The 24286-nt window shown below is 70.2% G+C and carries 24 protein-coding genes; 11 read left to right on the top strand and 13 right to left on the bottom strand.

All coding sequences use genetic code 11. The features are described from left to right. The 3 genes from ABD366_RS39230 to ABD366_RS39220 all read right to left on the bottom strand — a co-directional run. On the bottom strand, nucleotides 1-255 hold a 255-nt coding region (locus ABD366_RS39230), incomplete at its 3' end, for a sugar phosphate nucleotidyltransferase (RefSeq protein WP_344443395.1). 101 nt (nucleotides 256-356) lie between these two features. After that, a complete protein-coding gene (locus ABD366_RS39225; RefSeq protein ID WP_324768239.1) occupies nucleotides 357-2633 on the bottom strand; it encodes a bifunctional glycosyltransferase/CDP-glycerol:glycerophosphate glycerophosphotransferase in 2277 nt (758 codons plus the stop codon). Nucleotides 2634-2894: 261 nt separating this feature from the next. Continuing rightward, a complete protein-coding gene (locus ABD366_RS39220) occupies nucleotides 2895-6044 on the bottom strand; it encodes a glycoside hydrolase family 3 protein (protein ID WP_324768238.1) in 3150 nt (1049 codons plus the stop codon). Between the two features lie 155 nt (nucleotides 6045-6199). On the opposite strand from ABD366_RS39220, the gene ABD366_RS39215 reads away from it, so the two are divergent. From ABD366_RS39215 to ABD366_RS39205, 3 genes are all read left to right on the top strand, one after another. Next, nucleotides 6200-6643 (top strand): glutaredoxin domain-containing protein, encoded by a 444-nt coding sequence (locus ABD366_RS39215; protein ID WP_324768236.1) that lies wholly within the window; start codon nucleotides 6200-6202, stop codon nucleotides 6641-6643. A gap of 37 nt (nucleotides 6644-6680) precedes the next feature. Beyond that, the gene (locus ABD366_RS39210) at nucleotides 6681-7199 is read left to right on the top strand and encodes a DUF6328 family protein (protein ID WP_411293676.1); all 519 of its coding nucleotides are present in this window, start codon (nucleotides 6681-6683) and stop codon (nucleotides 7197-7199) included. A gap of 92 nt (nucleotides 7200-7291) precedes the next feature. Next, the gene (locus tag ABD366_RS39205; protein ID WP_324768235.1) at nucleotides 7292-7702 is read left to right on the top strand and encodes an ATP-binding protein; all 411 of its coding nucleotides are present in this window, start codon (nucleotides 7292-7294) and stop codon (nucleotides 7700-7702) included. Between the two features lie 25 nt (nucleotides 7703-7727). Here ABD366_RS39205 and ABD366_RS39200 read toward each other — a convergent pair whose 3' ends face one another. The 6 genes from ABD366_RS39200 to ABD366_RS39175 form a co-directional block, all read right to left on the bottom strand. After that, nucleotides 7728-8102 (bottom strand): STAS domain-containing protein, encoded by a 375-nt coding sequence (locus tag ABD366_RS39200; RefSeq protein ID WP_324768233.1) that lies wholly within the window; start codon nucleotides 8100-8102, stop codon nucleotides 7728-7730. Nucleotides 8103-8162: 60 nt separating this feature from the next. Continuing rightward, nucleotides 8163-9326: a serine hydrolase domain-containing protein gene (locus ABD366_RS39195; protein WP_324768232.1), complete on the bottom strand. Its 1164-nt coding sequence runs from the start codon at nucleotides 9324-9326 to the stop codon at nucleotides 8163-8165. Then, entirely contained in the window at nucleotides 9326-10255 is a 930-nt protein-coding gene (locus tag ABD366_RS39190; RefSeq protein ID WP_324768231.1) for a DUF6895 family protein, read from the bottom strand. Before ABD366_RS39190 ends, ABD366_RS39195 begins: the two co-directional genes overlap by 1 nt. A gap of 95 nt (nucleotides 10256-10350) precedes the next feature. Continuing rightward, nucleotides 10351-11100, bottom strand: a complete 750-nt coding sequence (locus ABD366_RS39185) for a hypothetical protein (RefSeq protein ID WP_324768230.1) — start codon at nucleotides 11098-11100, stop codon at nucleotides 10351-10353. 44 nt (nucleotides 11101-11144) lie between these two features. After that, nucleotides 11145-11339, bottom strand: coding sequence for a hypothetical protein (locus ABD366_RS39180; RefSeq protein WP_324768228.1), 195 nt, complete (start codon nucleotides 11337-11339; stop codon nucleotides 11145-11147). Nucleotides 11340-11580: 241 nt separating this feature from the next. Beyond that, nucleotides 11581-12024, bottom strand: a complete 444-nt coding sequence (locus tag ABD366_RS39175; protein WP_324768227.1) for a DUF6299 family protein — start codon at nucleotides 12022-12024, stop codon at nucleotides 11581-11583. A 498-nt stretch (nucleotides 12025-12522) separates the two neighbouring features. Between ABD366_RS39175 and ABD366_RS39170 the strand changes: the two genes are divergently transcribed. From ABD366_RS39170 to ABD366_RS39145, 6 genes are all read left to right on the top strand, one after another. Further along, nucleotides 12523-12726 (top strand): cold-shock protein, encoded by a 204-nt coding sequence (locus tag ABD366_RS39170; protein ID WP_324768226.1) that lies wholly within the window; start codon nucleotides 12523-12525, stop codon nucleotides 12724-12726. A gap of 152 nt (nucleotides 12727-12878) precedes the next feature. Then, nucleotides 12879-13679: a GNAT family N-acetyltransferase gene (locus tag ABD366_RS39165; RefSeq protein ID WP_324768225.1), complete on the top strand. Its 801-nt coding sequence runs from the start codon at nucleotides 12879-12881 to the stop codon at nucleotides 13677-13679. A 334-nt stretch (nucleotides 13680-14013) separates the two neighbouring features. Beyond that, nucleotides 14014-14694: a GOLPH3/VPS74 family protein gene (locus ABD366_RS39160; RefSeq protein ID WP_324768224.1), complete on the top strand. Its 681-nt coding sequence runs from the start codon at nucleotides 14014-14016 to the stop codon at nucleotides 14692-14694. Between the two features lie 120 nt (nucleotides 14695-14814). After that, nucleotides 14815-15234: a YciI family protein gene (locus tag ABD366_RS39155; protein ID WP_324768223.1), complete on the top strand. Its 420-nt coding sequence runs from the start codon at nucleotides 14815-14817 to the stop codon at nucleotides 15232-15234. A 5-nt stretch (nucleotides 15235-15239) separates the two neighbouring features. After that, entirely contained in the window at nucleotides 15240-16391 is a 1152-nt protein-coding gene (locus ABD366_RS39150; RefSeq protein WP_324768240.1) for an RNA polymerase sigma factor, read from the top strand. Nucleotides 16392-16577: 186 nt separating this feature from the next. Further along, on the top strand, nucleotides 16578-17030 hold the full coding sequence (locus ABD366_RS39145) for a hypothetical protein (protein WP_344443390.1): 453 nt from the start codon (nucleotides 16578-16580) through the stop codon (nucleotides 17028-17030). A 5-nt stretch (nucleotides 17031-17035) separates the two neighbouring features. On the opposite strand, the gene ABD366_RS39140 is transcribed toward ABD366_RS39145, so the two are convergent. Further along, nucleotides 17036-17584: a CGNR zinc finger domain-containing protein gene (locus ABD366_RS39140; RefSeq protein ID WP_344443388.1), complete on the bottom strand. Its 549-nt coding sequence runs from the start codon at nucleotides 17582-17584 to the stop codon at nucleotides 17036-17038. Nucleotides 17585-17858: 274 nt separating this feature from the next. Next, nucleotides 17859-18170, bottom strand: a complete 312-nt coding sequence (locus tag ABD366_RS39135; protein ID WP_324768556.1) for a WhiB family transcriptional regulator — start codon at nucleotides 18168-18170, stop codon at nucleotides 17859-17861. Between the two features lie 234 nt (nucleotides 18171-18404). Here ABD366_RS39135 and ABD366_RS39130 point away from each other — a divergent pair, with 234 nt between their 5' ends. Beyond that, nucleotides 18405-19028 (top strand): TetR/AcrR family transcriptional regulator, encoded by a 624-nt coding sequence (locus ABD366_RS39130; RefSeq protein WP_324768555.1) that lies wholly within the window; start codon nucleotides 18405-18407, stop codon nucleotides 19026-19028. 43 nt (nucleotides 19029-19071) lie between these two features. Further along, nucleotides 19072-19257, top strand: coding sequence for a DUF5302 domain-containing protein (locus ABD366_RS39125; RefSeq protein ID WP_324768553.1), 186 nt, complete (start codon nucleotides 19072-19074; stop codon nucleotides 19255-19257). Nucleotides 19258-19401: 144 nt separating this feature from the next. Here the strand turns inward: ABD366_RS39125 and dnaE are convergent, their stop codons facing one another. Next, nucleotides 19402-23001 (bottom strand): DNA polymerase III subunit alpha, encoded by a 3600-nt coding sequence (dnaE, locus tag ABD366_RS39120; protein ID WP_324768552.1) that lies wholly within the window; start codon nucleotides 22999-23001, stop codon nucleotides 19402-19404. A gap of 473 nt (nucleotides 23002-23474) precedes the next feature. After that, nucleotides 23475-24239, bottom strand: coding sequence for a TetR/AcrR family transcriptional regulator (locus ABD366_RS39115; protein WP_324768551.1), 765 nt, complete (start codon nucleotides 24237-24239; stop codon nucleotides 23475-23477). Between the last annotated feature and the right edge of the window lie 47 nt (nucleotides 24240-24286).

Here is a 24286-nt window from a genome sequence, read left to right as displayed (position 1 = left end):
GGCGTCGCCCTTCTTCTGGAGGGCGGACTCCAGCTCGTAGTTGCGGTCGAAATGGTCCTCCAGCGGGCGCTTGTTCCGCCCCGTGATCATGAGAACGTCGTCGAGACCCGCCGAGGCCGCTTCTTCGACCACGTACTGGATCGCCGGCTTGTCGACCACCGGAAGCATCTCTTTGGGAGTCGCCTTCGTGGCCGGCAGGAACCGGGTGCCGAGGCCTGCGGCGGGGATGACGGCCTTGGTGATTCTGGCGTGCATGGTGTGGTGTTTCCCCGAGTGTCGCGCGATGTGATGAGAGAGCGCTTCGGCACGGCCCCGCGGTGTGCCGCGGGGCCGTGCCGAAGTGTGTGCCGGGCCGGTCAGGCTCCGACGAGGTCCGAGCCGCTGACGAGGCGCGGCGCGGCAGCGGGTGCCGGTGTGCGCTCGTCGAGAGGGATGACCGCCGGGGTGGATTCCTGGCCCAGGAAGACCGTGCGTACGGCGCGCTCGGCGGCGTGGCCGTCGTCGTACTGGACGAAGCGCTCACGGAACGCCGCTCGCAGGGCGGTGGCGCGCTCGTCGTTCCAGGCGCCGCTGCGGAAGACCTCGATGAGTTCGTCCTCGCTGGTGGCGGTGGCGCCGGGGGTCTGGCCGGGCTTCTGGGACAGCAGGTCGAAGTACACGCCGCGGGCCTTGCTGTAGACCTCCCAGTCATCCACGTAGGAGATGATCGGCCGGTCCAGGCAGGCGTAGTCGAACATGATCGACGAGTAGTCCGTGATCAGGGCGTCGGCGGCCAGGCACAGGTCCTCGACCACCGGGTACTTCGAGACGTCCTTGATCAGGCCGCGCTCCTGGAGCGCCTGGAGCTGCGGGTCGGCGCCGTAGAAGTAGTGGGCGCGCACCAGGACGACGAAGTCGGGGCCGAGTTCGGCGCAGAGCCGCTCCAGGTCCAGGCGGGGGACGAAGCCCTTCTGGTAGTCGCGCACCGTGGGGCAGTACAGCAGCGCGGTCTGGCCCTCGGCGATGCCCAGCTCGGCGCGGATGCGGGCGACGTCCTGCCCGGTGGCCTCGAAGTAGACGTCGTTGCGCGGGTAGCCGGAGTCGACGTTCTCGAAGGCGCAGGGGTAGACGCGCTCCCAGATCTCGGTCGAGTGCTGGTTGGAGGAGAGGCTGTAGTCCCAGCGGTCGACGCGCTCGAGCATCTTGTGGAAGCTCATGTTCTTCGCGGCGGCCGGGAAGCGCTGCTGGTCGATGCCCATCTGCTTGAGCGGCGTGCCGTGGTGGGTCTGCAGATGGATCTGGCCGGGGCGCTTGACGATCTCGTTGCCGAAGTTGACGTTGTTGACGAGGTACTTGGCGCGCGCCATGACCTCCCAGTACCGCGGGGAGCGGGTCACGACGTAGTCGACGCCCTTGGGGACGTTCTCCACCTCGCTGGGGCGCACGACCCACACGCCGCGGATGTGCGGGGCGAGTTCCTTGGCCTTGTTGTAGATCGCGGCGGGGTTGCAGGCCACACCGCGGTCCCAGTACGCGCTGTAGACGGCGAGGTTCTCGTCGATCGGGCGGCGCATGTGCATGCGGTAGAGCTGGTCGTACGCCTTGCGGCCGAGCGCCGTCTTGGTCTTGGCGGCGCGCTTGCGCAGCTTGCCGCGCGTGGAGCCGGCGAGCTGGACGGCCGTGTAGGCGGAGTAGGAGCCGCGCTCGAGGAGCTCGAAGCGCAGCCCGGTCACGCCCTCGGGCTTCTTGAAACCGGCGGGCTTCAGGCGCTTGTACTGCTGCGAGGAGCGCTTGAAGAAGTCGGCGCGGTCCTTGGGCAGGACGCGGTCCTCGCGCACCAGCGTGAAGAGGAAGTGGCTGACCATGCGCTCGAAGAGCAGGTCGCGCACCGGGGCGAGGTGCGGGCGCTCGTCGAGGAACGTGAACAGGCGGGCGTACTGCTCGAAGATGCCGAAGTGCTTCTGACCGGGCGTCCGCATGGAGTTGCCCTGGCGGCGCTGGCGGTACTCCACGCACACCTGCTCCAGGCAGGCGATGCGCTCGGCGGTCAGCATGGTCTTGTAGACCATGAGGGCGTCTTCGTAGATGCCGTCGGTGAAGGTGAACTCGTTGCCGACGTAGAACTCGCGTCGGTACACCCGGTTCCACACCACGGCGAACATCGTCAGGTACTCGGGCCGCTCGAGGGCGGTGAACACCTCGGTGCCGCCGGCGGCGAGCAGTTCGCCCGCGGCGCTCGCCTGCACCCGGTTCGTCCAGTAGGTACGGACGTGGTTGAGCAGCAGGATGTCGGGGTCGTCCGTCAGGTCGAGACGGTCGGCGACGGCCTGCAGTGCGTTCGGGGCCAGCGTGTCGTCGCTGTCCAGGAAGAAGATGTAGTCACCGCGTGCCTCCAGCGCTCCCAGGTCACGCGCCTTGCCGATGCCCTTGTTCTCCTCGAGGTGGATCGGCCGGACGCGGGGGTCGCGGGCGGCGTACTCGTCGAGGATGCGGCCGCAGGCGTCCGGTGACCGGTCGTCGATCGCGACGATCTCGAAGTCGGTGAAGGACTGCTCGAGGATCGAGTCGAGACACGCACGCAGATACCCCTGAACCTTGTAAACCGGGACAACAAGGCTTATTCGAGGAGCGATCGTGCTCTGGGCATGACACATATGAGCTTCCCTGGACCTGAAGGAGCGTCAAAAGAACGCCCTCTTCAGGCGCCTCTGGCGGTATCTATGAGTAGAGGGTGAATATTACATGAAAATACAGTATGAGCGGAGGGTCGTATTCCGACCGCCCTCCTCTCGCCCGGCGGAGCAACCGGCCCCGCAGGGGCCGTTGTTGCGCAGAAGTCATCCTTCGCACCCGCTAGACGCGCAATATTGGGTGAAGGTTGCACAGAACTTCTCCGATGTGATCTTTACCACCGCTCACGAGGTGGAGGAGATGACCACCGGGGCGAGATCCGCGAACCGTTCGGTATAGGAATCCACCGAAATGCCCTTTACCTTCTGCGCGGCGGCCAGCTGCTGGAACGCCGTGGTCCTGGACGCCACGGTCAGGACGTGGATGGCGCTGCGCTGGAGATCGCCCAGGCGCATCGTGTAGCTGTCGGCGGCGGGGTAGCGGCCGGTCAGCGTGACGGTGTACGAGGTCACCGGGCCGGTGGTGTCCGCCGGGCCGGCATGCCGCACGTCGCTGATTTCGATCGCCGCTTTCTGCGCGGCGGTCAGCGCGGAGGAGGCGAGCAGCTTGCGCACCGACCGGTAGGCGTCGTCGACCGAGGTGAACTTCGGGTCGGCGGCATAGGTCTGGTTGTTGATCGCGTCGACCGTGGTGGTGCCGGACAGCGGGGTCCTCGTCAGGTCGGTCGAGGCGTCGACCGTGGTGGAGACGGTGGTGGCGCCGCCGGCCGCCGGTGTGAGCCCGCCGAACTGGAAGGTGTAGCCGGAGGAGCCGGGCGCGCCGCTGTAGTCGGAGTCGGTGCGCCTGACGGTCCGGGTGTGGGCGGGCAGGCCGGTCAGGTCGAGCGTGGGTTCGGTCCGCGTCGTCGCGTCGATGATGTCGGAAGGGCTGCCGCCCGGCTCGATGAGGTCGTTGCCGCTGTACATGGTGGCGGTGGCGCCGTGCGCGCCGCCCCAGTCGGTCATGACCAGTCCCTCGAAGCCCCATTCGCCGCGCAGCAGGTCGGTGACGAGGTCGTAGTTGCTTGCCGCGTAGGTTCCGTCGACCTTGTTGTAGGAGGTCATGACGGCCATCGGCTGGGCCGCCCGAACCGCGATCTCGAAGCCCTTGAGTTCGATCTCGCGCAGGGCCCGCTCCCCCACGACCGAGTTGCCGGTCCTGCGGGCGGTCTCCTGGTTGTTGGCGGCCAGGTGCTTGACGGTGACGCCGACGCCGGGGTTGCTCTGCACGCCGTTGGTGGTGGCTGCCGCGGTGAGACCGGAGACGAGGGGGTCCTCGGAGTAGTACTCGAAGTTGCGGCCGCCCAGCGGGTCCCGGTGGATGTTCATGCCCGGGGCCAGCCAGAGGTGGACGCCGAACTCGTTCATCTCCTTGCCGACCGCCGTGCCGACCCGGTGGACGAGGTCGCGGTCCCAGGTCTGGGCGAGGAGCGTGCCGATCGGCCAGGCCGTGGCGTACTGGTAGGTGGCGGGGGTCGTGGGGAGCTTCTGGGTGAGGCGCAGTCCGGCCGGGCCGTCGGCCAGCGTCATGCTGGGGATGCCCAGGTCCTCGTGGGCGCCGGTCGTGTAGCCGGCGGCTCCGACGGCGGAGGGCGTGGTGCCTCCCGTGCCCGCTCCTTCCACGAGGGCGGCGAGCCGGCGGAGCGGGAGCCCGGCGACGAACCGCTCGATCGACGTGTGTCCCTTGGCGACGTCGTAGAGCGTGGCGGCGGTGTCGGTCTCGACGTACTTGACGTGTTCGCCGGGCCTGGGCGCGTAGGGAGCGCCGGTCTTCTCCCAGTCCTTCTGAGCACGGTCGAGGTAGACGGTGGTGGAGGCGAGCTTCGCGCCGTCCAGGGCGTAGAAGGGCGAGGCAGGTTCCACGGGGACGTCCTGCTGGTGGTCCGAGGCGCGGTCGGCGGTCCGGAACGAGCGGGGGTCGAGGGTGATGCGCCGGGCGGCGGCGATCTCCTTCCGCTCTGTCTCGTAGGTGTAGAAGTCAGCCGGTTCGCTGGTCAGTTCGCGGGAGGGCTTCTGGTCGTCCAGCTCGTTGTGGTTGCGCTCGGTCACCACGGTCTCCGCCAGGGACAGCTGGGCGGCCACGTGTGTGGAGCGCGAGGAGTCGCCGACGCGGACCACGTAGTCGCCCGCGTCCAGGACCCAGGCGGCGCGGGACTCGCTGTAGGACGCGAGCGAGGAGGTGTCGAAGCCGATCGTGACGCTCTGGGAGGCGCCGGGGGCCAGGTCGTCCGTCTTCACGTAGCCGGTCAGCTGCTGGTAGGCCTTGTCCGCGCCGCTCTGCGGAGCGGAGACGTAGACCTGCACGACTTCCCGGCCGCTGTGGCGGCGGCCGGTGTTGGTGACCTCGGCGCGGACCGTCACCCGCTTCGCGTCGGCGGTCACCCGCTGGGCCCGGATCCGGAAGTCGGTGTACGAACGCCCGTATCCGAAGGGGTAGTTGACGACGCCCTCGGGGTTCTTGCGGTCGATCGAGCCGTAGAAGGAGTCGAAGTAGCGGTAGCCGACGTAGATGCCCTCGGTGTACTCCTCCCGCGCGGACCTGCCGTCGTTGTCCGCGAACGTCGCCGACGCCGGGTAGGCCGGGTAGTCGGCCGCCCAGGTATCGGTGAGCTTTCCGGAGGGTGTGACGGTGCCGTTCAGGATGGAGGCCAGGGCGTTGCCGCCTTCCTGTCCGGCCTGGCCCATCAGCAGCATCGCGTCCAGCGCCCGGTCCCCGGACGGGTCCCACTGCGCCGCGTTGATCTGGCGGTAGAAGCTGGTGTCGATGATGCCGCCGGAGTTGATCACCACGACGACGTGCACGTAACTGCGGCCCAGGAGCGCGAGATTGGCCCGCTCGGTGTCGCTGAGCAGGTAGTCGCCCTTGCGCGCTGAACGGTCGGTCTTCTCACCGGAGTTGCGGGCGATGACGTAGACGGCGGTACTCGTCCTCGCGCTCGGCCGCACGGATTCGGCGGTGAGGCGCTGCTCCACGGAGGCGTAGTCGACCGCCTGGCCCCAGGTGCTGGACGTGCCGTCGCCGTACTTCGTGTCGTAGGCGCCGGTCATCGCCGACCAGTAGGCGCCGCTGGTGGTGACGCGATAGCCCGCGTTCTTCATCCCCTGGCGGATGCTGACGGTATAGCGGTTGTTGACGTTGCCGGAGCCGGTGCCGCCCTCGGCGGTCCGGTACGCGCCGACGCCGAACAGGGCGATATTGCCCTTCGGGGCGATCGGCAGCGCCCGGTCGTGGTTCTCCAGGAGGACCATGCCCTGCTCCGCCGCCTGCCGGGACAGGACCGCGTTCGCCCGCTCCAGGGTGCGGGGCCCCGAGCCGGGGTCCGCCGACTGACCGGATATCAGCCGTAACCCCCCGACCACCAGTGACGACGCTACGAGCACTGCCGCGGCGGCCACGATCCCCGGTCTGCTCCGGACACGGCGCCAACTCGCTCTCACCGAAAGCGTCCTCTCGCTACGAGCCCGGCCGGGAGCCGGGCGCACGAGGAGGCTATGGAGCACATATTGCCCCGTCAACGTGTGTGCCGGGCGGCTCGGTAGTCTGCGGCGGCATGACGCGCGTCTGGATGATCCCGGTGCTGCTCGTGCTGAGCGGCGCGACCCTTGCCACGAGACTCGGCACCGGCGGGAGCCCCGGCGGGGCCGCCGCCCTGCTGCTCGTGTTCGTGGCGCTCGCGGGGGTGAGCTCGCCTCTGATCTTCCCGAGATCGCTCGGCGCCCGGGAGGCGCGGCGGCGCAGCGCCCTCGACGGACGGCCGGTCGTGTACTGGCGGCCGGGCTGCACGTACTGCCTGCGGCTGCGCGTCCGACTGGGCCGCGGGGCCCGGCAGTTGCACTGGGTGAACATCTGGCGCGATCCGGACGGGGCCGCGGCGGTGCGGGCCGTCAACGACGGCAACGAGTCGGTGCCGACGGTCGTCGTGGAGGGCCGGCCGCACACCAACCCCGATCCCGCGTGGGTACGCGAACAGCTCTCGTCGGGCCGTAATTGTTGAATCTGCGGGCAACCGCTCCCTACAAAGGAGGTTGTCTGTGAGCATCGGTGAGATAGCGAGAACGGTTGCGGTTCAGGACGAGAGCCGGGAGGAGGCGCATGAGCGGGCCAACCGGCGGTGGGCGGAGATTCTTCAGGAGACGCGCGTCGCGCAGACCGGCGTCCAGATTCTCTTCGGGTTCCTTCTGAGCGTCGCTTTCACGCCCGGCTTCGACGACCTGGGCGCCTTCGACACGACCGTGTACGTGGCGACCGTGATCCTCGGCGCCGCCGCGACCGGCATCCTGATCGCCCCGGTGTCCCTGCACCGGCTGCTGACAGGCCAGCGGCTCAAGGACGACCTGGTGAGGACCGCGGGACGGCTGATGGTCACGGGCCTCGTGCTGCTCGCGCTCACCATCAGCGGCACCGTGCTGCTCATCCTGCACGTGGTGCTGCCCAACCTGCTCGCCGAGATCCTCGCCGGCGGGATCCTCCTGTGGTTCGCGCTGTGCTGGTACGCGCTGCCCATGTGGCTCAAGAAGCGCTCCGCACGACACCAGCGGGCCTCCGCCTGACACAGGTGTCTCCACCCCGATGTGTGCTCGCCGGGGTGAGGGGCAGGCGGGGTGGAGGACATCAGCCGCACAGCACGAAGGAGGTTTCCGCCATGAGCGCTCCCACCATGCCCCTCACGGAGCGCATGACCTGTTCGCAGGCGCGCGCAGAGACCAGCACGGCCGTCCTCCCCCTGTGTGAGGGCCTGCCCCGTCACCAGGCACGCCGACTGCACGAGGACGCGCTGCTGATCGCCAGCGAACTCGCGGCCAACGCCCTGCGTCACGGCGGCGGCATCACCCGGTTCAGCGCCTGCGTCCACGGCCGTGATCTGGTCGTGCAGGTCAGCGACCGCAGCAGCCGGCCGCCGCGGCTGGTCCCCCACGATCCGGCCATGCCCGGCGGTTTCGGCTGGCTCATGGTGCGCAACCTGGCCGGGTCGGTCACGGTCGAGCAGCACGGCGACGGCAAGACGATCACGGCCGTACTGGCCCGGCCCCGGCCCGAACCCGCGTCGGGCTGACGGCCCCCGCGTCGGAGCCTGCCCTTCAGGGCGCCTCGGAGGTGCGAAGTCGCTCCAGGGCGTCCTGGCGGCCGGCGGCGAGGGGCAGGACGCTGTCGGTGCCGGTGATCTCCAGGAGGCGCTGTACGGAGTCGTGCAGCGGCCCGCACAGGACGAGCGGGCGGCGCTTCGCGGCGTGGCCGGAGTAGGTCACCAGGATCTGGTTGAGGAAGACACTGTCGGCGAACGTCAGCTGCGACAGATCGAGCAGGGTCGCGTCGGTCGACGTGTCGGAGAGAACTCCCGTGAGAGTGTCGACGACCTCGGTGAGATCGTGCAGGTCCATCTCTCCGCAGGGGGTGACCACTGCCACGCGTTCCTGCTGGTCAACGCATATCTTTCCGCTGCTGCCGGGCGTCATGGGCAGCACCCTTGCACACACCGGGGCCCGGATGCACATCGCCCTGCGGCCCTGGAACTCTCACGCGCTCGCCTCTTCTTGGGCGCCGAGTCCCACGAGGGTGTCGTACGCCTGCTGGATGAGGTGGTTGCCCGGGCCGGGGGCGCAGTTGGCCAGGGCGACGACGGCGACCTGCCGGCGCGGATCGAAGCCGGCGAAGGCGGTGCAGCCGCGTGTGCCGCCCGAGTGGTGGTAGAGGCGGGAGCCGTCGCGCCGCGGGCGGATGTTCCAGATCAGCGCCGTCTGCTGAGTGCCGCGCCGCAGGGCGAGCCGCGGCCGGACGGTATCGGCCAGGGCGGCCCTCAGGGGGACCACGGCGTGGCCGGAAGCAGGGTGTGAGGGGTCGAGCAGCGCTTCGGTGAAGGTCAGCAGGTCCCGCACGCTGGAGCGGACCGCTCCCGCTGCCGGCATGCCGGGGATGTGGAACGGCGGCCGGGGGCGGTCGTTCCAGTAACCGATGGCGTGGGTCGCGCCGGCGGGGTGTGCGTCGTCCGGGGGCGTGCCGTCGGAGGGCGCGCCGAGCGGGGTCGCGCCGCCGCAGTCCGTGTCGTGCAGGCCGAGGGGGCGCAGGATGCGGGCGTTCAGAAGAGAGGCGTAGTCGCGTGTGCCGGCCGCCGCGCACAGGGCGTGGCCCAACAGGCCGACGCCGAAGTTGGAGTAGTGGACGCGGGTGCCCGGCCGGGAACGCAGACGGGTGCGGGACAGGGCGTGCAGGGTGTCGGCCGTGCTGAAGGCGGCGTAGGGGTTGGTGAACAGGCGCGGGACGGCCGTGCGCATCAATCCCGGGGGCAGCCGGGGCAGCCCGGAGGTGTGCGTGGCCAGGTGGGCCAGGGTGATGGCGGCTCCCCCGGGCGGCAGCCGGGTGGTGGGCGGGAGGTGGCGGGCGAGGGGGTCGCGGAGGTCGAGTTCGCCGCGGGCGGCCTGTTCGGCGAGCAGCAGCGCGGTGAACGTCTTGGTGAGCGAGCCGATCTCGAAGCGGGTCGCCTCGTCCGCCGGCACACCGCCGTGCCGTACGTGTGCGGTGGTGCCGTGGACGAGGAGGGCGCGCTGTCCGTGGCGGTGCAGACCGACGGCGACCGCGGACGCGGCCGGGGCCGCGGACAGCAGCGCCGTCAGACCGGGCACCGACGGCAGCCAGGGCGGCTGCGGGGCGGCCGGGACCTGTCGGCCGGGGACGCCCGGCATCAGCTCGGCCGGGTGCTTTCCAGGGCGCGGGTGAGTGCCAGGTTGCCGGCGATGACGGCGACGATGGTGGGGTGCTGGTGGTCGTCGAAGCGCTGGGCGGGGTCGTCGGCCACGGGCTGGTCGTCGCGGGGCACCATGCCGTCCTCGTGCTGCACCTCGGCCAGCCGTCGCCAGTCCTCGGGGTCGACGTGTGCGTCGGGAAGACACATGTCGACGATCATCAGCTCGGCCATCAGGTCCCAGTGGCCCGCCTCCGACCAGATGTCGGTCCACACCGGGAGCCAGTCGCGCAGATAGCCGGCGAGGTCCGCGGGCAGTCCGGTGGGGAGCCGCCCCCAGTCCGTGAGGTGGTAGACGGTGTGCGTGACGGCGTAGGCGGTCAGCCAGTCGATGTGCCAGGGGTCGGGTGTGCTGCCGAGCCAGGTGGCGCGGGTGAGTTCGGTCCACTGCGGTGTCCCGGCTCCCCGGTCGAGTCCGCTGACGCGGATGGCGTTGGCGACACCGAGGCGACGGTTGGGCACATGTTCCGAGGCATGTGTGGAGCGCAGGGTGACCGTGTGGGCGAGGAGTTCGTCGAGTTCCCGGTTGCGGAAGCCGCCGCGGATGAAGTGCGCGTACGTCTCCAGGGGGTCCGTCTTCAGGGGGTAGCGCAGCAGCCGCTCGTACAGCAGCGATCCCTCACCGGCCTGCTGCCAGCAGTGGTCGAGCAGCTCGCGGGCGAGGGTGAGTTCGCTCGTCCCGGCGGCGCCGCTGCGCAGGACCAGTGAGGCGGCGAGGGCTGTCTCGCCCAGCGCCTTGTACGCGCCCCGGTCCGCACTGAGGTCGGCGTCGGGCAGCTCGGACAGGTCGCCGTAGTGCCGGTTGGCGTGCAGCCAGCGCAGGGCCCGGGAGCCGACGGCGTGGGCGACGTCGGCGGGAGGGTGGCTCATACAGTCTCCAGACGACTCATACGGACTTCCGGCGGCTCATACGGGCTCCAGACGACTCATACGGACTTCCGGCGGCTCATACGGGCTCCGGCGGCTCATACGGACTCCAGGCCGAGCAGTCGGCCGGCGATGGCCGTGTCCAGGGCGACCCGGCCGCCTCCGCCGAGCAGAGTGATGTGTTCCGTCAACGGTGCCGGGTCCAGGGGCAGTCGCACGCCCTCGGCGTGCAGCCAGGCCAGCCAGCGGGTGATGCGTGCCGCGGTGGGGAAGTCGCGCCGCAGCACGGCGCGGGTGGCGCCGCGCGCCAGACCCGTCGCACCGGAGCGCGCGGCCTGGTGCACCGGCCCGTCCAGGCCGGGCAGGGCGAGCGGGGACAGCTGGCCCATCAGGACCGACCAGGGCACCCAGCCCTCGTGTGTCACGCCGCCCTCCGCCGTGGCGGGTGCGTGCCTGGGGGCTGTCGGCGCGGCGCACCGCGGTGGCGGCGGGGGTTCGGGCGCGGTCGGCGCGGTGACGGCCGGATCGATACGGGCGAGGACCGTGACGAGGGACCAGTCGATCCACGCCCTCACCCAGGCCGGCTCCGGTCCCCCGGGCGGTGCGGCGGGGGGCGGCTGGGCCGGGGGAAGCGCGTCGAGCGCCGCGGCGACGGCGACCGTCTCCTCGGCGGGCGGGGCGCTGCCGGTCAGGACGTAGGGCGCCAGGACGTCCGCGCCGAGGAGGCGCACCGCGCCCAGGGCGGCCACCTGGTCCTCGGGCGGCAGCGTCGCGGCGTGCTCCAGATGGGCGGCGGTGACAGTCGTGTGCCCGGCGCCCCGCAGGGCGTCGAGCACACGACGAGCCAAACGCTCAGCCGACCCGTTGTGGGCGGTGCGTGAGCATTCGCTGATCACCGGCCCTTCGGCTCCTTCGGCTCCTTCGGCGAGAGCAGCAGGCCCAGCCCCAGCAGCAACGCTCCGGCGCCCTCGCCCGCGTCTTCCAGCGAGGGGATCGGAGCGTCACTCACCGGCGCTTCCGACGGGGCCATCAACTCTTCGATGACTTCCTTGTCGAGCACGAGGCCCGTGGTCTGGAGGGTGAGCATCGTTAGCTCCTCCGCATCGAGGTCGGCACTTCCGTAGTGCCCCAACACCTCACCCAAACACCACAAATTGGTACGCAGCAACCCATACAGCTCACTCCGCGCCGGGTTGCGGAGACCGCCGGTACCGCCGAGCCCGCTGTGCCCCGTACAGGCACCCGTAGGGACGTACGCGGCCGATGTGGAGCCGGCGTCCACCATTAGGCCGAACGGGTGACGGGAGCCAGGGCATGCCGGGCAGGGATCAGCCCTTCAGCGTCACGTCCTCCTTGCGCACCGCGTGGAAGTGCGGCAGCGGCAGGCCGTGCTGGAGCCGGAGTTCCATCACGGTGGCCTCCACCTCCACCGCTCCGGCCTTGACCGCGCCGCCGGACGTCTTGCCGGTGTTCTCCCAGCGGTGCTCGTTGCCGTCGCAGATGGCCGGGGTCCCGCCGATGCCGTGCCGGACGAGGGAGGAGCCCTGCCGGACGGAGGAGGAGACGAAGGTGAGGCCGGAGCTCTGGACGCAGCGGTAGGTGCCGGACAGCGTCACGGAGCCGTCCGAGGCCACCTTTCCGGCCGGGTCGACCGTGACGAACTCGTTCGGTCCGGCGGTGGACGCGTCCGGGGCGGCGGACGCCGCGGGGGCGGCGAGCAGCAGCGAGGCGCCGACGAACGCGCCCAGGGCGGGACGAAGCCGAGGTGACATGGAAAATCCTCCTAGTTCGGGATCGTTCGGGATCTCCATTGATATCGGGCACCTCGTGCCCGGTAGCCGACCGTCATCCCTTCGGCGGCGAGTCCTGAGGCCACTGGACACGAACATCGTTCGCGGGGCCTCGGCGGAGCCCGGGCGAGGGCCGGTGAAGGGCACGCAGGGCCGAAATCCGGCCGTGCGGACGAGGGCCGGGCAGATCGTTTTCCGGGCGCCGGGCGCGCCCGGCCCGGCGAAATCGCCCGCGGACCCGACGCCCCGAGGAAGTGGACCTGCGCTCCAGGGGAAGCGGATCGCCTCGGTCCGCTCGTCCGCACCCACCTGGCCCTCCTGTCCACCGTGTCGGCGGAACGGAGCATCGTGTCCGGTGCAGGGCTGGTGTGTGCACACGTGGACGGGGTAAAACGGTGCAAGGCCTGCCCGTGATCATCGGGCAGTGCTTTCGTCATCCCAGCCCGGCACCCTGTCGGGCGAGAGTTAAAGGACAGCAGTATGGCCAGCGGCACCGTGAAGTGGTTCAACTCCGAAAAGGGCTTCGGCTTCATCGAGCAGAGTGGCGGCGGACCCGACGTGTTCGCCCACTACAGCAACATCGCCGGAAACGGCTACCGCGAGCTCGTCGAGGGTGAGACGGTCACCTTCGACATCACTCAGGGCCAGAAGGGCCCCCAGGCCGAGAACATCGTCCGGGGCTGAACCACCCCCGGCACAGAGTGACAAAGTGACACGGTGATACGGCCAAGGGCGGGCGCGACCGGATTCGGTCGACCCGCCCTTGGCTGCTGTCCGGGCCCGGGACCGGCGGGGCGGGACCACCACTCGACGACAGGCTTCCAGGGGGAGTTGCGGTGCACGGTCTCGCGGACTCGATCGAATCGATGGAACAGCTCGCCGTGGTCTGGCGCGCCACGGTGCTCGACCGGGACCCGGACGCGGACGTCCGCGATCTGCCGGGCATCGCCGTCCGCTGGGCGGACTGCCGGTTCCCCTTCTGGAACTGTCTGACGCTGACCGAGGCCGGAGCCGACGCCGCCCTCGTGGGGCAGCGGCTCGGTGAGGCCGCGGAGATCATGCGGTCGAAGAAGCGGCCCGGTTTCCTGTGGGTCTTCGACGACCTCCTCCAGGCCGACGCCCGCGCCGCGCTCGACGCGGCGGCCGGGCGGGCAGGCCTCCAACACGCCTTTCCCGGCACGGGTATGGCGGGCGACCTCCTGCCGATCCCCGAACCGTCCCACCCCGACCTGACGTTCGTACGTGTGACGACCGAGGCACACCTGCTGGCCTACGCGGACCTCAACGCACGTGCCTACGGTTTCCCCGAGGAGGATGCCCGGGACGGGCTCGCCGGGTCCACGATGTGGCGCGAGCGGGTGCACGCCTATCTGGGGCTGCGCGACGGGACGCCGGTGACCTGCGCGGCCTCGGTCGAGGCCGAGGGGCGTCTGTTCGTCGCGCTCGTCGCCACGGATCCGGCCTGGGAGCGCCGCGGATACGGGGAGACGATCACGCGCAAGGCGCTGTACGAGGGGGCCCGGGCCACCGGGCTGACCCGTGCGACGCTGCACGCGACGGCCGCCGGGGCTCCGGTCTACCCGCGGATCGGCTTCGAGCCGAACTCCCCGATGCGCTTCTACGCGTTGCGGGACTGACCACCCGGCGGACCGACCCGGCCTCCCGGACGCGGGGCGGGGTCGCACACCACCTGAGAGCCTGTCTTTGAACCCCCGTCGTCCGCGCGCAGCGCGGGCGCAGCGGCGGTCGGTGCGTGCGATCGGTGCGCGGAGTCGCAGGTCATGTGGCGGAGCCACCTGTCCTGGGGCACCGTGCAGCATGGGGGTCCCCCCTGCTCGAGCGAAGCCGAGAGCTTGGGGGAGTGCGTGCCGGGCGTCGGGGCGCTGGGGGCACCTCCCAGCGTTAGCTGGGGGAGGGGGTTCAAAGACAGGCTCCAAGAGCCCGCCTTCGACGAGGAGACGTCAGACACCCATGAACACCGCACGAGACCTTGCGATCATCTCTCTGTCCGTCCCGGACCGGCCGGTGGAACAGGGCGATCTGTCCCTCGCGCTCGCCGGGGCCGAACTGCTCGACCTCGTAGCGGCAGGGGCCCTCGGGGTGGACGGGGACGACCGCATCGTCCCGGGCGACCGGGCGCGGGGCGGTGAGCGGCTGCTGGACGAGGCTGCCGCCCTGCTCGTACGGCAGGAGCCGTACGAACCGGTCGAGGAGTGGCTGTGGCGCCGGGGCCAGGGGCTGTCCGCGGTGTACTTCGACGAGCTGGAGCGGACCGGATCGGCGACCCGGGAGCGCGGCAACCGGCTCTCCCTGCGGGCCGCGCGGACGGTGCCGCTCGATTCGCCGGCCGGCCGGCAGGCCGCGGAACGCCGGGCCTCGGGCGAGCCGGTGCTCGCGGCGCTGGCCGCTGTCGCCGGAATCGGGGACGGGCCGGCCGGCGGGGTCGAGGACGAGTCACCCGACGGGGTCGAGGAGACCACGCCCACCTCGTCCGCCCCCTCCTCCACCGAAGTCCCCGCCTCCGCCTCCATCGACGAGGTGACCACGGCGGTCCTCGCCGCCGTCGGGAACGCGGTGATCGAGCTGGAGGCGGTACGCCAACAACGGTCCATCCAGGACGCGGCGTTCGACAACGTCTGGCGCGGCCTGTAGGAGCGAGCCTGTGCCACAACCCGAAAAAAGTCGGCCGGCGATGTCGAGAACCCGCGTCCGGCTCCGTCCCCGGGGTGAACGCGGCCACAATGGGCCGCACCAGTACCGAGGAGAACCCCGATGGCCAAGTACCTGCTGCTGAAGCACTACCGCGGCGCTCCGGCTCCCCAGAACAACGTGCCCATGGACCAGTGGACGCCCGAGGAGATCTCGGACCACGTGCAGTACATGAACGACTTCGCGGCGCGGCTGGAGAAGTCGGGCGAGTTCGTCGACGGCCAGGCGCTCGCGCCCGAGGGAGCGTGGGTCCGCTACGACGGGGAGGGGCGCCCGCCGGTCACGGACGGCCCGTTCGCCGAGACCAAGGACCTGATCGCCGGCTGGATGGCGATCGACGTCGACAGCTACGAGCGCGCCGTCGAGCTGGCGGGGGAGCTGTCGGCCGCCCCGGGCAAGGACGGCAAGCCGATCCACGAGTGGCTGGAGCTGCGGCCGTTCCTGGCGGCGCACCCCAGCGCCACGGAGTGCACCTTCAAGTGACCCGGATCGACGAGGCCCTGCTGCGCAGCCTCATCCCGGGTGTGCTCGGCGTCCTCGTCCGCCGCGGAGCCGGTTTCGCGGCGGCCGAGGACGCCGTGCAGGACGCGCTGGTCGAGGCGCTGCGGGTCTGGCCCGCCGACCGGCCGCGGGACGCGAAGGGCTGGCTGGTCACCGTGGCCTGGCGGCGGTTCCTCGACGCGACCCGCGCGGACACCGCCCGCCGCCGACGCGAGGACCTCGTCGACGAGGAGCCGGCGCCCGGGCCGGCCTCCGCCCTGGACGACACGCTGCGGCTCTACTTCCTGTGCGCGCACCCCTCGTTGACGCCGTCGTCGGCGGTCGCGCTCACGCTGCGCGCCGTCGGCGGGCTCACCACCCGCCAGATCGCCCAGGCCTACCTCGTGCCCGAGGCGACCATGGCCCAGCGCATCAGCCGCGCCAAACGCACCGTCTCCGACGTGCGGTTCGACCGGGCGGGCGACGTCGCCACCGTGCTGCGCGTCCTCTATCTGGTCTTCAACGAGGGCTACTCCGGTGATGTCGACCTCGCCGCCGAGGCCATCCGGCTCACCCGGCAGCTGGCGGCCTCGATCGACCACCCCGAGGTGTCCGGGCTGCTCGCCCTCATGCTGCTCCACCATGCCCGGCGGGCCGCCCGGACCGCGCCCGACGGGGCTCTCGTGCCGCTGGCCGAGCAGGACCGCGGCCGCTGGGACACCGGGGCGATCGCCGAGGGCATCGGAATCCTCCAGGCGGCGCTCGCCCGCGACCGTCTGGGCGAGTTCCAGGCGCAGGCCGCCATCGCCGCTCTGCACGCCGACGCGCTCACCGCCGAGGAGACCGACTGGGTGCAGATCGTCGAGTGGTACGACGAGCTGACGCGCCTGACCGACAGCCCGGTCGTACGGCTCAATCGCGCGGTCGCCGTCGGGGAGGCCGACGGGCCGCGCGCCGGACTGGCGGCGCTCGCGGCGCTGGACGCCGCGCTGCCCCGCCACACCGCGGTGGCCGCGTATCTCCACGAGCGCGACGGCGATCTGGTGGCGGCGGCACGGCTGTACACCGATGCGGCCCACAAGGCGTCGAACCTTGCCGAGCGCGACCATCTGACCCGCCGGGCCGCCCGGCTCAACGCCCGCCTCCGCGCAGCGACCTGACCGGCCGAACATGAACGCGTATGGACACATGTTCACGCGCGAACCACCAGGTCAAAACATGTGAGAGGGAGGTGTTCCACCTTCCGGTGTCTCCCGTATGGTGAGTGGCAAACGGCTGGCAAACGGCTACCGCTCCGGCGGGTGTGCCCGGCCCAGCGTTCACCATCACCTAGGGAGTGACCGGTTGTGACCAGCCCTTCAGCCGCCACGCTCCGCTCGCGGTACGTAGTGCAGGCCGCGTCGGATCTGGAGGAGAACCGTCGTCGGCAGCAGGAACTGGCCGAGAAGGTCAAGATGTTGCAGCAGGAGGAAGCCCTCCTCGTCGACATCATGAACCTCGCCGAGCGCTACGAAGGCGAGTCCTCCACGAGCACGCCGGCGAAGGCCGCCAGCGGCGGGGAGTCGCGGCAGCCGCTGCTCGGCACGTTGCTGATGGGTCTGCTCGCTGCCCACGAGGAGCCGCGTCCGGCGAAGGAGCTGCGGGACGAGCTCCTCCAGAAGCACGCGGACCGCTCCCCCACCCCGCAGGTCGTGCGCAACACCCTCGAGTCGCTGGTCGCCAAGGGGAAGATCCGGCGCCACAAGCAGGACCGGTCGGTGATGTACACCCTCACGGACTCCGCACGAGCGGCCTCGTAGGGCCCTCAGCTCTGGGTGCTGTGCTGGCGGGCGCGGTAGGTGGCGGCCTTGACCCGGTTGCCGCAGGTCCGCATCGCGCACCACTCCCGGCGATGACCACGCGAACGGTCGAGATAGGTCTGGGTGCACTCCGGCCGGGCACACTCCCGCAGCAGCGCACCGTCCGGGCCACCGAGGATCTCCACCGCCTCACGGGCAAGAGCGGCGAGCCCCTGCGGAACCGAACCGGTGCGGGTCGTGCCGTCCGGGCCGAGCCGCAGGGTGACGGGCATACCCGACGCGTGCAGGTTCAGCTCGGCGACCGCGTCGGCCGGCAGCGGCCTGCCGTCCATGCGGGCGACGACCAGATCGTAGATGGATTCGCGCAGGTCGACGGCGATGGAGAGATCCACCTCGCTCGCACCCGGCGCCAGATCGAGCATCCCGGACTCCACGAACCAGTCGTCGAGCAGCTCGGGGGTGGCGAGCTTCTCCGTCGGCAGGTCGTTGCGTCGCGCACGCAGCGTGCCCACGAAGTCGAGAGGGAGCGTCCCACAGGGAAAAGCATGATTCACGTAACCATTCTGACCAGTTAGTGGCCAAAAGGCAACCTCCGGTATCGGACGCCGGATCGAGAAGACGGCCCGGGCGAGCCGTCGGACGGCACATCAGGCCCGTCGGACGGAACATATGGGCGCAACCGCAGGTGTCGTTCTCGTCCGGCGGGAAACCCGGAGCGTACGGCGCGTGCAGCAGTGAAACCCCGCGGGGTCTGCCGCGCCCAGGCTCTCCCGGTTCAGGCTGTAGCCGGGAGAGCCGCCCCGCCCGCCCCTCGCGACAGCGGTGCGCTCAGGAAGCCGCCGCCTCCTGCGGCTGCGGTCGCCTGCCGTGCTCGGCGCGCGCCGTCTCCAGGAGGAGGCGCCAGGAGGAGACGGTCGGGCGGCGGCGCAGCAGGGCGCGGCGTTCCCGCTCGGTCATGCCGCCCCATACGCCGTACTCGATCCGCTGGTCCAGCGCGTGGGACAGGCACTCGGTCCTGACCACGCAGGCGGAGCAGATCCGTTTGGCACCGGTCTGCGCGGCGCCCTCGACGAACAGCTCCTCCGGGTCCGCTGTGCGGCACGCCGCTCGTTCCCACCAGGTGTCCCTGCTGTCAGCCACAGTCCCGCCCCTTGCTCATCTCTGGTCTCTCGGTGCAGTTGGCGGGTGACAGTACGCTACCTGCCCGAGGTCAAGCAGCCCATCACCATTGGTTGAACGGGGAGTTACGTAGGACTTGTCGCACGGTGACCGGGGGGCGCGGCCACGATCCGCACTACTGCGACGACTGTTGCTTTAGAATGGTGTCATGATCTGGCTACGTCGAGCACCCCGACAGCGGACAGCGGATACCCGATGACGACAGACCCACCGGAACTCACCCGCCGGCCGGGCGGCCGCACCGCCCGTGTCCGCGCCCAGGTACTGGACGCGGTCCGCGCCGAACTCGGCGAGCACGGCTACGAGGGGCTCACGATGGAGACCGTCGCGGCCCGCGCCGGCGTGCACCGCGCCACGGTCTACCGGCGCTGGAAGGATGTCGGCGGCCTGCTCGCCGACGTCATGCAGGCGGCCGGCGAGGGCGACTGGCAGCCCGCGGACACCGGCTCCCTGCACGGCGACCTCACGGCCCTCAACGAGGAGATCCAGGATTCCCTGGTAGCACAGCCGTCGTTCGCCACCGCCCTGATGGCCGCCTCGTTCCGCTCCGCCCAAGCCGCGGACGCCCAGCGGAAATTGTGGGAGGGCCGGTACGAGCAGTGTGAGATCCTCGTCGTACGCGCCGTCGAACGCGGGGACCTCCCGCCGCGGACGGACGCCCGGCGCCTGCTGATCGCCGCCACCGCGCCGCTCTATCATCAGCTGGTACTCCTGCGGACCGCTCCTGATCCGCAGTTGCCCGCACACGCGGCCACCACAGCGGTCCTCGCCGCCACCGCCGGAGCGTTCACCCGCTCCGCCACGGACGGGGGATCATGACGGCCGGCCCGCTGTCTCCTACGACCACGAGAAGGAGGACCGGATGACCGAAACCCCGAAGAACAACCGCTCCGAGGACGACGAGGTACGCGCCAAGTTCAAGGAGGCCCTGGAGCGCAAGTCCCAGGCCTCGCAGGCCAAGCAGGCGCACGAAGAGGGGCGCGGCAAGGTCTCGAACATGAGCGGACCCGCGGGGCGCAAGCGCAACTTCCGACGCAAGTCTGGCTGAGTCCCCGAGCACGCATTCCTCGAAGAGACCGCGACACCCGTACCGGGTGTCGCGGTTTTTCAGATGCACGTCTCCCGCCAGGAGCCGGGGGCGTGGGGCGGGCGGGGCGCGGAGGGCCGGGCCCCGCAAGGGGGCCCGGTCAGGTCACGCCACCCCCTGCCACGCGTCCGGGCCGAAGGAGCCCTTGATGTCGGAGGCGATGGTGGTGGCGTTCACCATCGAGGGCAGCTCGTAGACGGTCGTCTTGCGGGGGCCGCGCACGGCGACGTGGACCGGGTTCTGGCCGGGGTGGGCGCCCATGATGCGCTTGAGTTCGCCGATGAACTGTTCGGTGATGCGGTGGTACGGCAGTTGCAGCCGGACCGGGGCCGCGCCGTCGCGTTCCGCCGACGTGACGTCGAGGACCTGGAGCTCCTGGCCGAAGATGCTGATGGCGCCGTCGCGGTCGTTGATCCGGCCCTGGACGGTGATGACGCTGTCCTCGACGAGGGCGGCGGCGACCAGCGGATAGGTGGCGGGGAAGAAGAGGACCTCGGTCGTGCCGTCGCGGTCGGCGAGGTTGACGATGGCCCACGCGTTGCCCTGCTTGGTCATCTTGGGCTGGACGCTGGTGATCAGGCCGGAGAGGCGGACCATGCCCTCGGTGCGGCCGGAGGCCAGCAGGTCCACGATGGTGGTGTCCCGGTGGTTGGAGAGGATGTGCTCGGTGCCGTCCAGGGGGTGCGCGGAGACGTACATGCCGAGCATCTCCCGCTCGGTGGCGAGGAGTTGCTTGCGCGGCCACTCGTCGTCGCTGATCGGCACGTCCAGGGTGAAGCCCGCGTCGTCGCCGCCCCCGTCGCCGCCCATACCGGCGAAGAGGTCGTCCTGCCCGTAGGCGGCGGCCTTCTTCAGCGGGACGACGGCGTCGATGGCGCTCTCGTGCGCGGCGGACAGGCCCTTGCGGGTGTGGCCGAGGGAGTCGAAGGCACCGGACTTGATGAGGGACTCCACGGCCCGCTTGTTCAGGGCGGGCAGGTCCACCTTGTCGAGGAAGTCGCCGAACGACACGTACTTGCCGGCCGACTTGCGAGCCTCGATGATCGATTCGATGACGTTGTCGCCGACGTTGCGCACCGACAGCAGGCCGAAGCGGACGTCGTCGCCGACGGCCGCGAACTCCGCGAGGGACTCGTTCACGTCCGGCGCGAGGACGGTGACGCCGAGCTTGCGGGCGTCGGCGAGGTAGATGCCCGCCTTGTCCTTGTCGTCGCCGACGGAGGTGAGCAGGGCCGCCATGTACTCGGCCGGGTAGTTGGCCTTGAGGTACGCGGTCCAGTAGCTCACCAGGCCGTAACCGGCGGTGTGGGACTTGTTGAAGGCGTAGCCGGAGAACGGGAGCATGACGTCCCAGATGGCCTTGATGGCCTTTTCCGAGTACTTGTTGGCCTCCATGCCGTCGTGGAACTTCTGCCACTCGGCGGCCAGCACTTCGGGCTTCTTCTTGCCCATCGCGCGGCGCAGCATGTCGGCGCCGCCCAGGGTGTACCCGGCGAGGGTCCGGGCGATGGCCATGATCTGCTCCTGGAAGATGAGCAGATGGTGGGTGGAGCCGAGGATCGGGTCGAGGACTTCTTTCAGCTCCGGGTGGATCGGGTCCGGGTTCTGCTTGCCGTTCTGGCGCAGCGCGTAGTTGGTGTGCGCGTTGGCGGCCATCGGGCCGGGCCGGTACAGGGCGAGTGCTGCCGCGATGTCCTCGAATCGGGACGGTTCCATCAGCTTCAGCAGGGCGCGCATGCCGCCGCCGTCGAGCTGGAACACGCCGAACGTGTCGCCGCGGCCGAGGAGTTCGAAGGTCTTCTTGTCGTCGAGGGGGATGACGGTGATGCCGTCCTCGCCGTTGCCCGGGTCGACGGTGGCGAGCCGCACCCCGCGGTTCTCGCGGATGTTCTTGAGGGCGTGGTCGATGACGCCCAGGTTGCGCAGGCCCAGGAAGTCCATCTTGACCAGCCCCATGTTCTCGCAACTGGGGTAGTCGAAGCCGGTGATCTTGACGCCGTCCTTGGCGCGCATGTGCAGCGGGATGCGGTCGGTCAGCTTCGTCTTGGACAGGATGACCGCGGCCGCGTGGACACCGGTGCCGCGGGTCAGGCCCTCGACGCCCTTGGCGGTGTCCATGACCTTCTTGACGTCCGGCTCGTTCTCGTACATCTGCCGGATCTCGCCGGCCTCGCCGTAGCGGGGGTGCGCGGGGTCGAAGATGCCGTCGAGCGGGATCGACTTGCCCATGATGTCCGGCGGCAGCGCCTTGGTGATGCGCTCCCCGTGCTGGAAGGGGTAGCCGAGGATGCGGGAGCTGTCCTTGATCGCGTTCTTGGCCTTGATCTTGCCGAACGTGTTGACCATCGCGGTGTACTCGTCGCCGTACTTCTCGGTCACGTAGCGGACCATGGCGTCGCGCTGGCGGTCGTCGAAGTCGAGGTCGACGTCCGGGGGGTTGATGCGCTCGGGGTTGAGGAACCGCTCGAAGAGCAGGCCGTGTTCGAGGGGGCACAGCTCGGTGATACGGGTCGCGTACGCCACGATCGAGCCGGTCGCCGAACCACGCCCCGGACCGACCGGGATGCCGTTGTCGCGGGCGTGGCGGCAGATGTCGGCGACGACGAGGAAGTACGAGGAGAAGCCCATCGGCCCGATGACCGTCATCTCGGTCTCGAAGCGCTCGGTGACCTCGTCGGGCAGCGGGGTGCCGTAGCGCATCTCGAGTCCCTGGCGGCACTCCTTGCGCAGCCAGGACTCCTGTGTCTCCCCCTCCGGCACGTCGGGGTACTGCGGCATCTCGTCCTCGTTCTCGAAGACGCTGTCGTACGAGCCGACGCGCTCGGCGATCAGGAGGGTGTTGTCGCAGGCCTCGGGCAGTTCGGAGAACAGCTCGCGCATCTCGGCGGCGGACTTGAGGTAGTAGCCGTTTCCGTTGAAGCGGAACCGTTTTTCGTCGGCCTTGTTCTTGCCGACGCCGATGCACAGCAGGTTGTCGTGCGCGTCGGCCTGGTCCTGGTGGACGTAGTGCGCGTCGTTGGTGGCGAGGAGGGGGATGTCCAGGTCCTTGGCGAGGCGCAACAGCCCTTCGCGGACGTCCCGTTCGATGGACAGGCCGTGGTCCATCAGCTCCAGGAAGTAGGACTCCTTGCCGAAGATGTCCTGGTAGGCGGCGGCGACCTCGCGGGCCTCTTCGTACTGGTTCAGGCGCAGCCGGGTCTGGACCGCGCCGGAGGGGCAGCCGGTCGTGGCGATGATGCCTGAAGCGTGCTCGCTGATCAGCTCCATGTCCATACGCGGCTTGCCGGCCGGGAACTGGCCGGTGTAGCTGGCCTCGGTGGACATGTAGAAGAGGTTCTTCAGGCCCTGGACGTTCTCCGCCCACATCGTCATGTGCGTGAAGCGGCCGCCGCCGGAGACGTCCTTGGAGCCCTCGCCGTCGTCCGACATGGCGCGCTGGCCGCCGGGCCCCCAGAACTCCTGCTTGCGGTTGCGGCGGGAGGACGGGGCGACGTAAGCCTCGATCCCGATGATGGGCTTGACCCCGTCGAAGCCCTTGCTCACCGAATGGAACTCGTACGCACCGAACATGTTGCCGTGGTCGCTCATGGCGACGGCGGGCATGCTCTGACGGTCGACCTCCGCGAACATCGGCTTGAGCTTCTGCGCGCCGTCGAGCATCGAGTACTCGGTGTGATTGTGCAGGTGAACAAAGGAATCAGGCACCGGGAGGGCCACCTCCGAAGGGGTCGTGGATGTGGGCGTGAAGCCAGCACCCTAACCCCCCGGACGGGGTCGGATCAGGCCACGGGACGGCACCGGAAACGCCCTCCCCAAACGCGGCACGGGTGACCTCGCGGTCTCACACGCGGAAGTCGGCCGATTCCTCGGCGTGGCGGCGTATCGCGTGTCGCGTGTGATCTTCAGAGGGACGGCACAGGCGGTCCTGGCCGCTCCGCCGTGATGCCGGTGAGAGCCTGTCTTTGAACCCCCGTCGTCCGCGCGGAGCGCGGGCGCAGCGGCGGTCGGTGCGTGCGATCGGTGCGCGGAGTCCCAGGTCATGTGGCGGAGCCACCTGTCCTGGGGCACCGCGCAGCATGGGGGTCCCCCCTGCTCGAGCGAAGCCGAGAGCTTGGGGGAGTGCGTGCCGGGCGTCGGGGCGCTGGGGGCACCTCCCAGCGTTAGCTGGGGGAGGGGGTTCAAAGACAGGCTCTCAGGATCAGATCGACGCCCGCGAGGAACTGCTCGCGGTCGTCGTGGTCGCGCACCTGGGCCGCGACGGCGCGGGTGAACGGGTACTCCCCCGGGTCGAGTTCCTCCCAGGTCCGCGACACGGCGTCGAGGTACTGGCCGCGGTCCGCGTCCGGGCCCAGCGCGCGGCCCGTCTCGTTGTTCGCGGCGTTCTGGCCCGCGGCGCCGAGGATGTAGTGCACCAGCGCGGAGGTCGCGGTGAACCAGGCGCTCTCGGGCACGCCAAGCGCCTGGACCCGGCGGCCGATGGCTTCGAAGATGCGGGGCGTCACCGATTGCCGGGCATTGCGGGCGAGCTGGCCGGTGAGCTGCGTGGCGAGCCAGGGGTGGGCCTCGATCGCCTCGAACAGGCCGAGGGCGACCGTACGGATCTGCTCCTGGGGTGCATTCTCCGGTGCCTTCTCTGGTGCTTTCTGCGATGCCTTCTGCGGTGCCTTCTGCGGTGTCTTCTGCGATGCGGTGGCGGGGCCGGCCTCGGGTCCGGTGGGCAGAGCGGCGGCGACGACGGCTTCGGTGGCGGCGGCGAGCAGTTCGCCCTTGTTCGCCACGTGCCAGTAGATCGCTCCGGGCCCGGTGGCGAAGCGTTCGGTCAGCGCCCGGAACGTCAGTCCGCCCTCGCCCGCCGTGTCGAGCAGCTCGACGGCGGCCTCGATGATCCGCTCCCGGGTGAGCGCGTCCGTGCGCCGCGGTGACCGGCGTGCTCGCGTTGCCATACGCCCAGTCTGGCACAGCTGGAGCGGCGTTCCAGCTTGACAATTCT

Source organism: Streptomyces kunmingensis, assembly GCF_039533535.1.
Taxonomy (GTDB): Bacteria; Actinomycetota; Actinomycetes; order Streptomycetales; family Streptomycetaceae; genus Streptomyces; species Streptomyces kunmingensis.
Note: the sequence above shows the minus strand (reverse complement) of the source record. Positions and strands in the feature narration are given on the sequence as shown.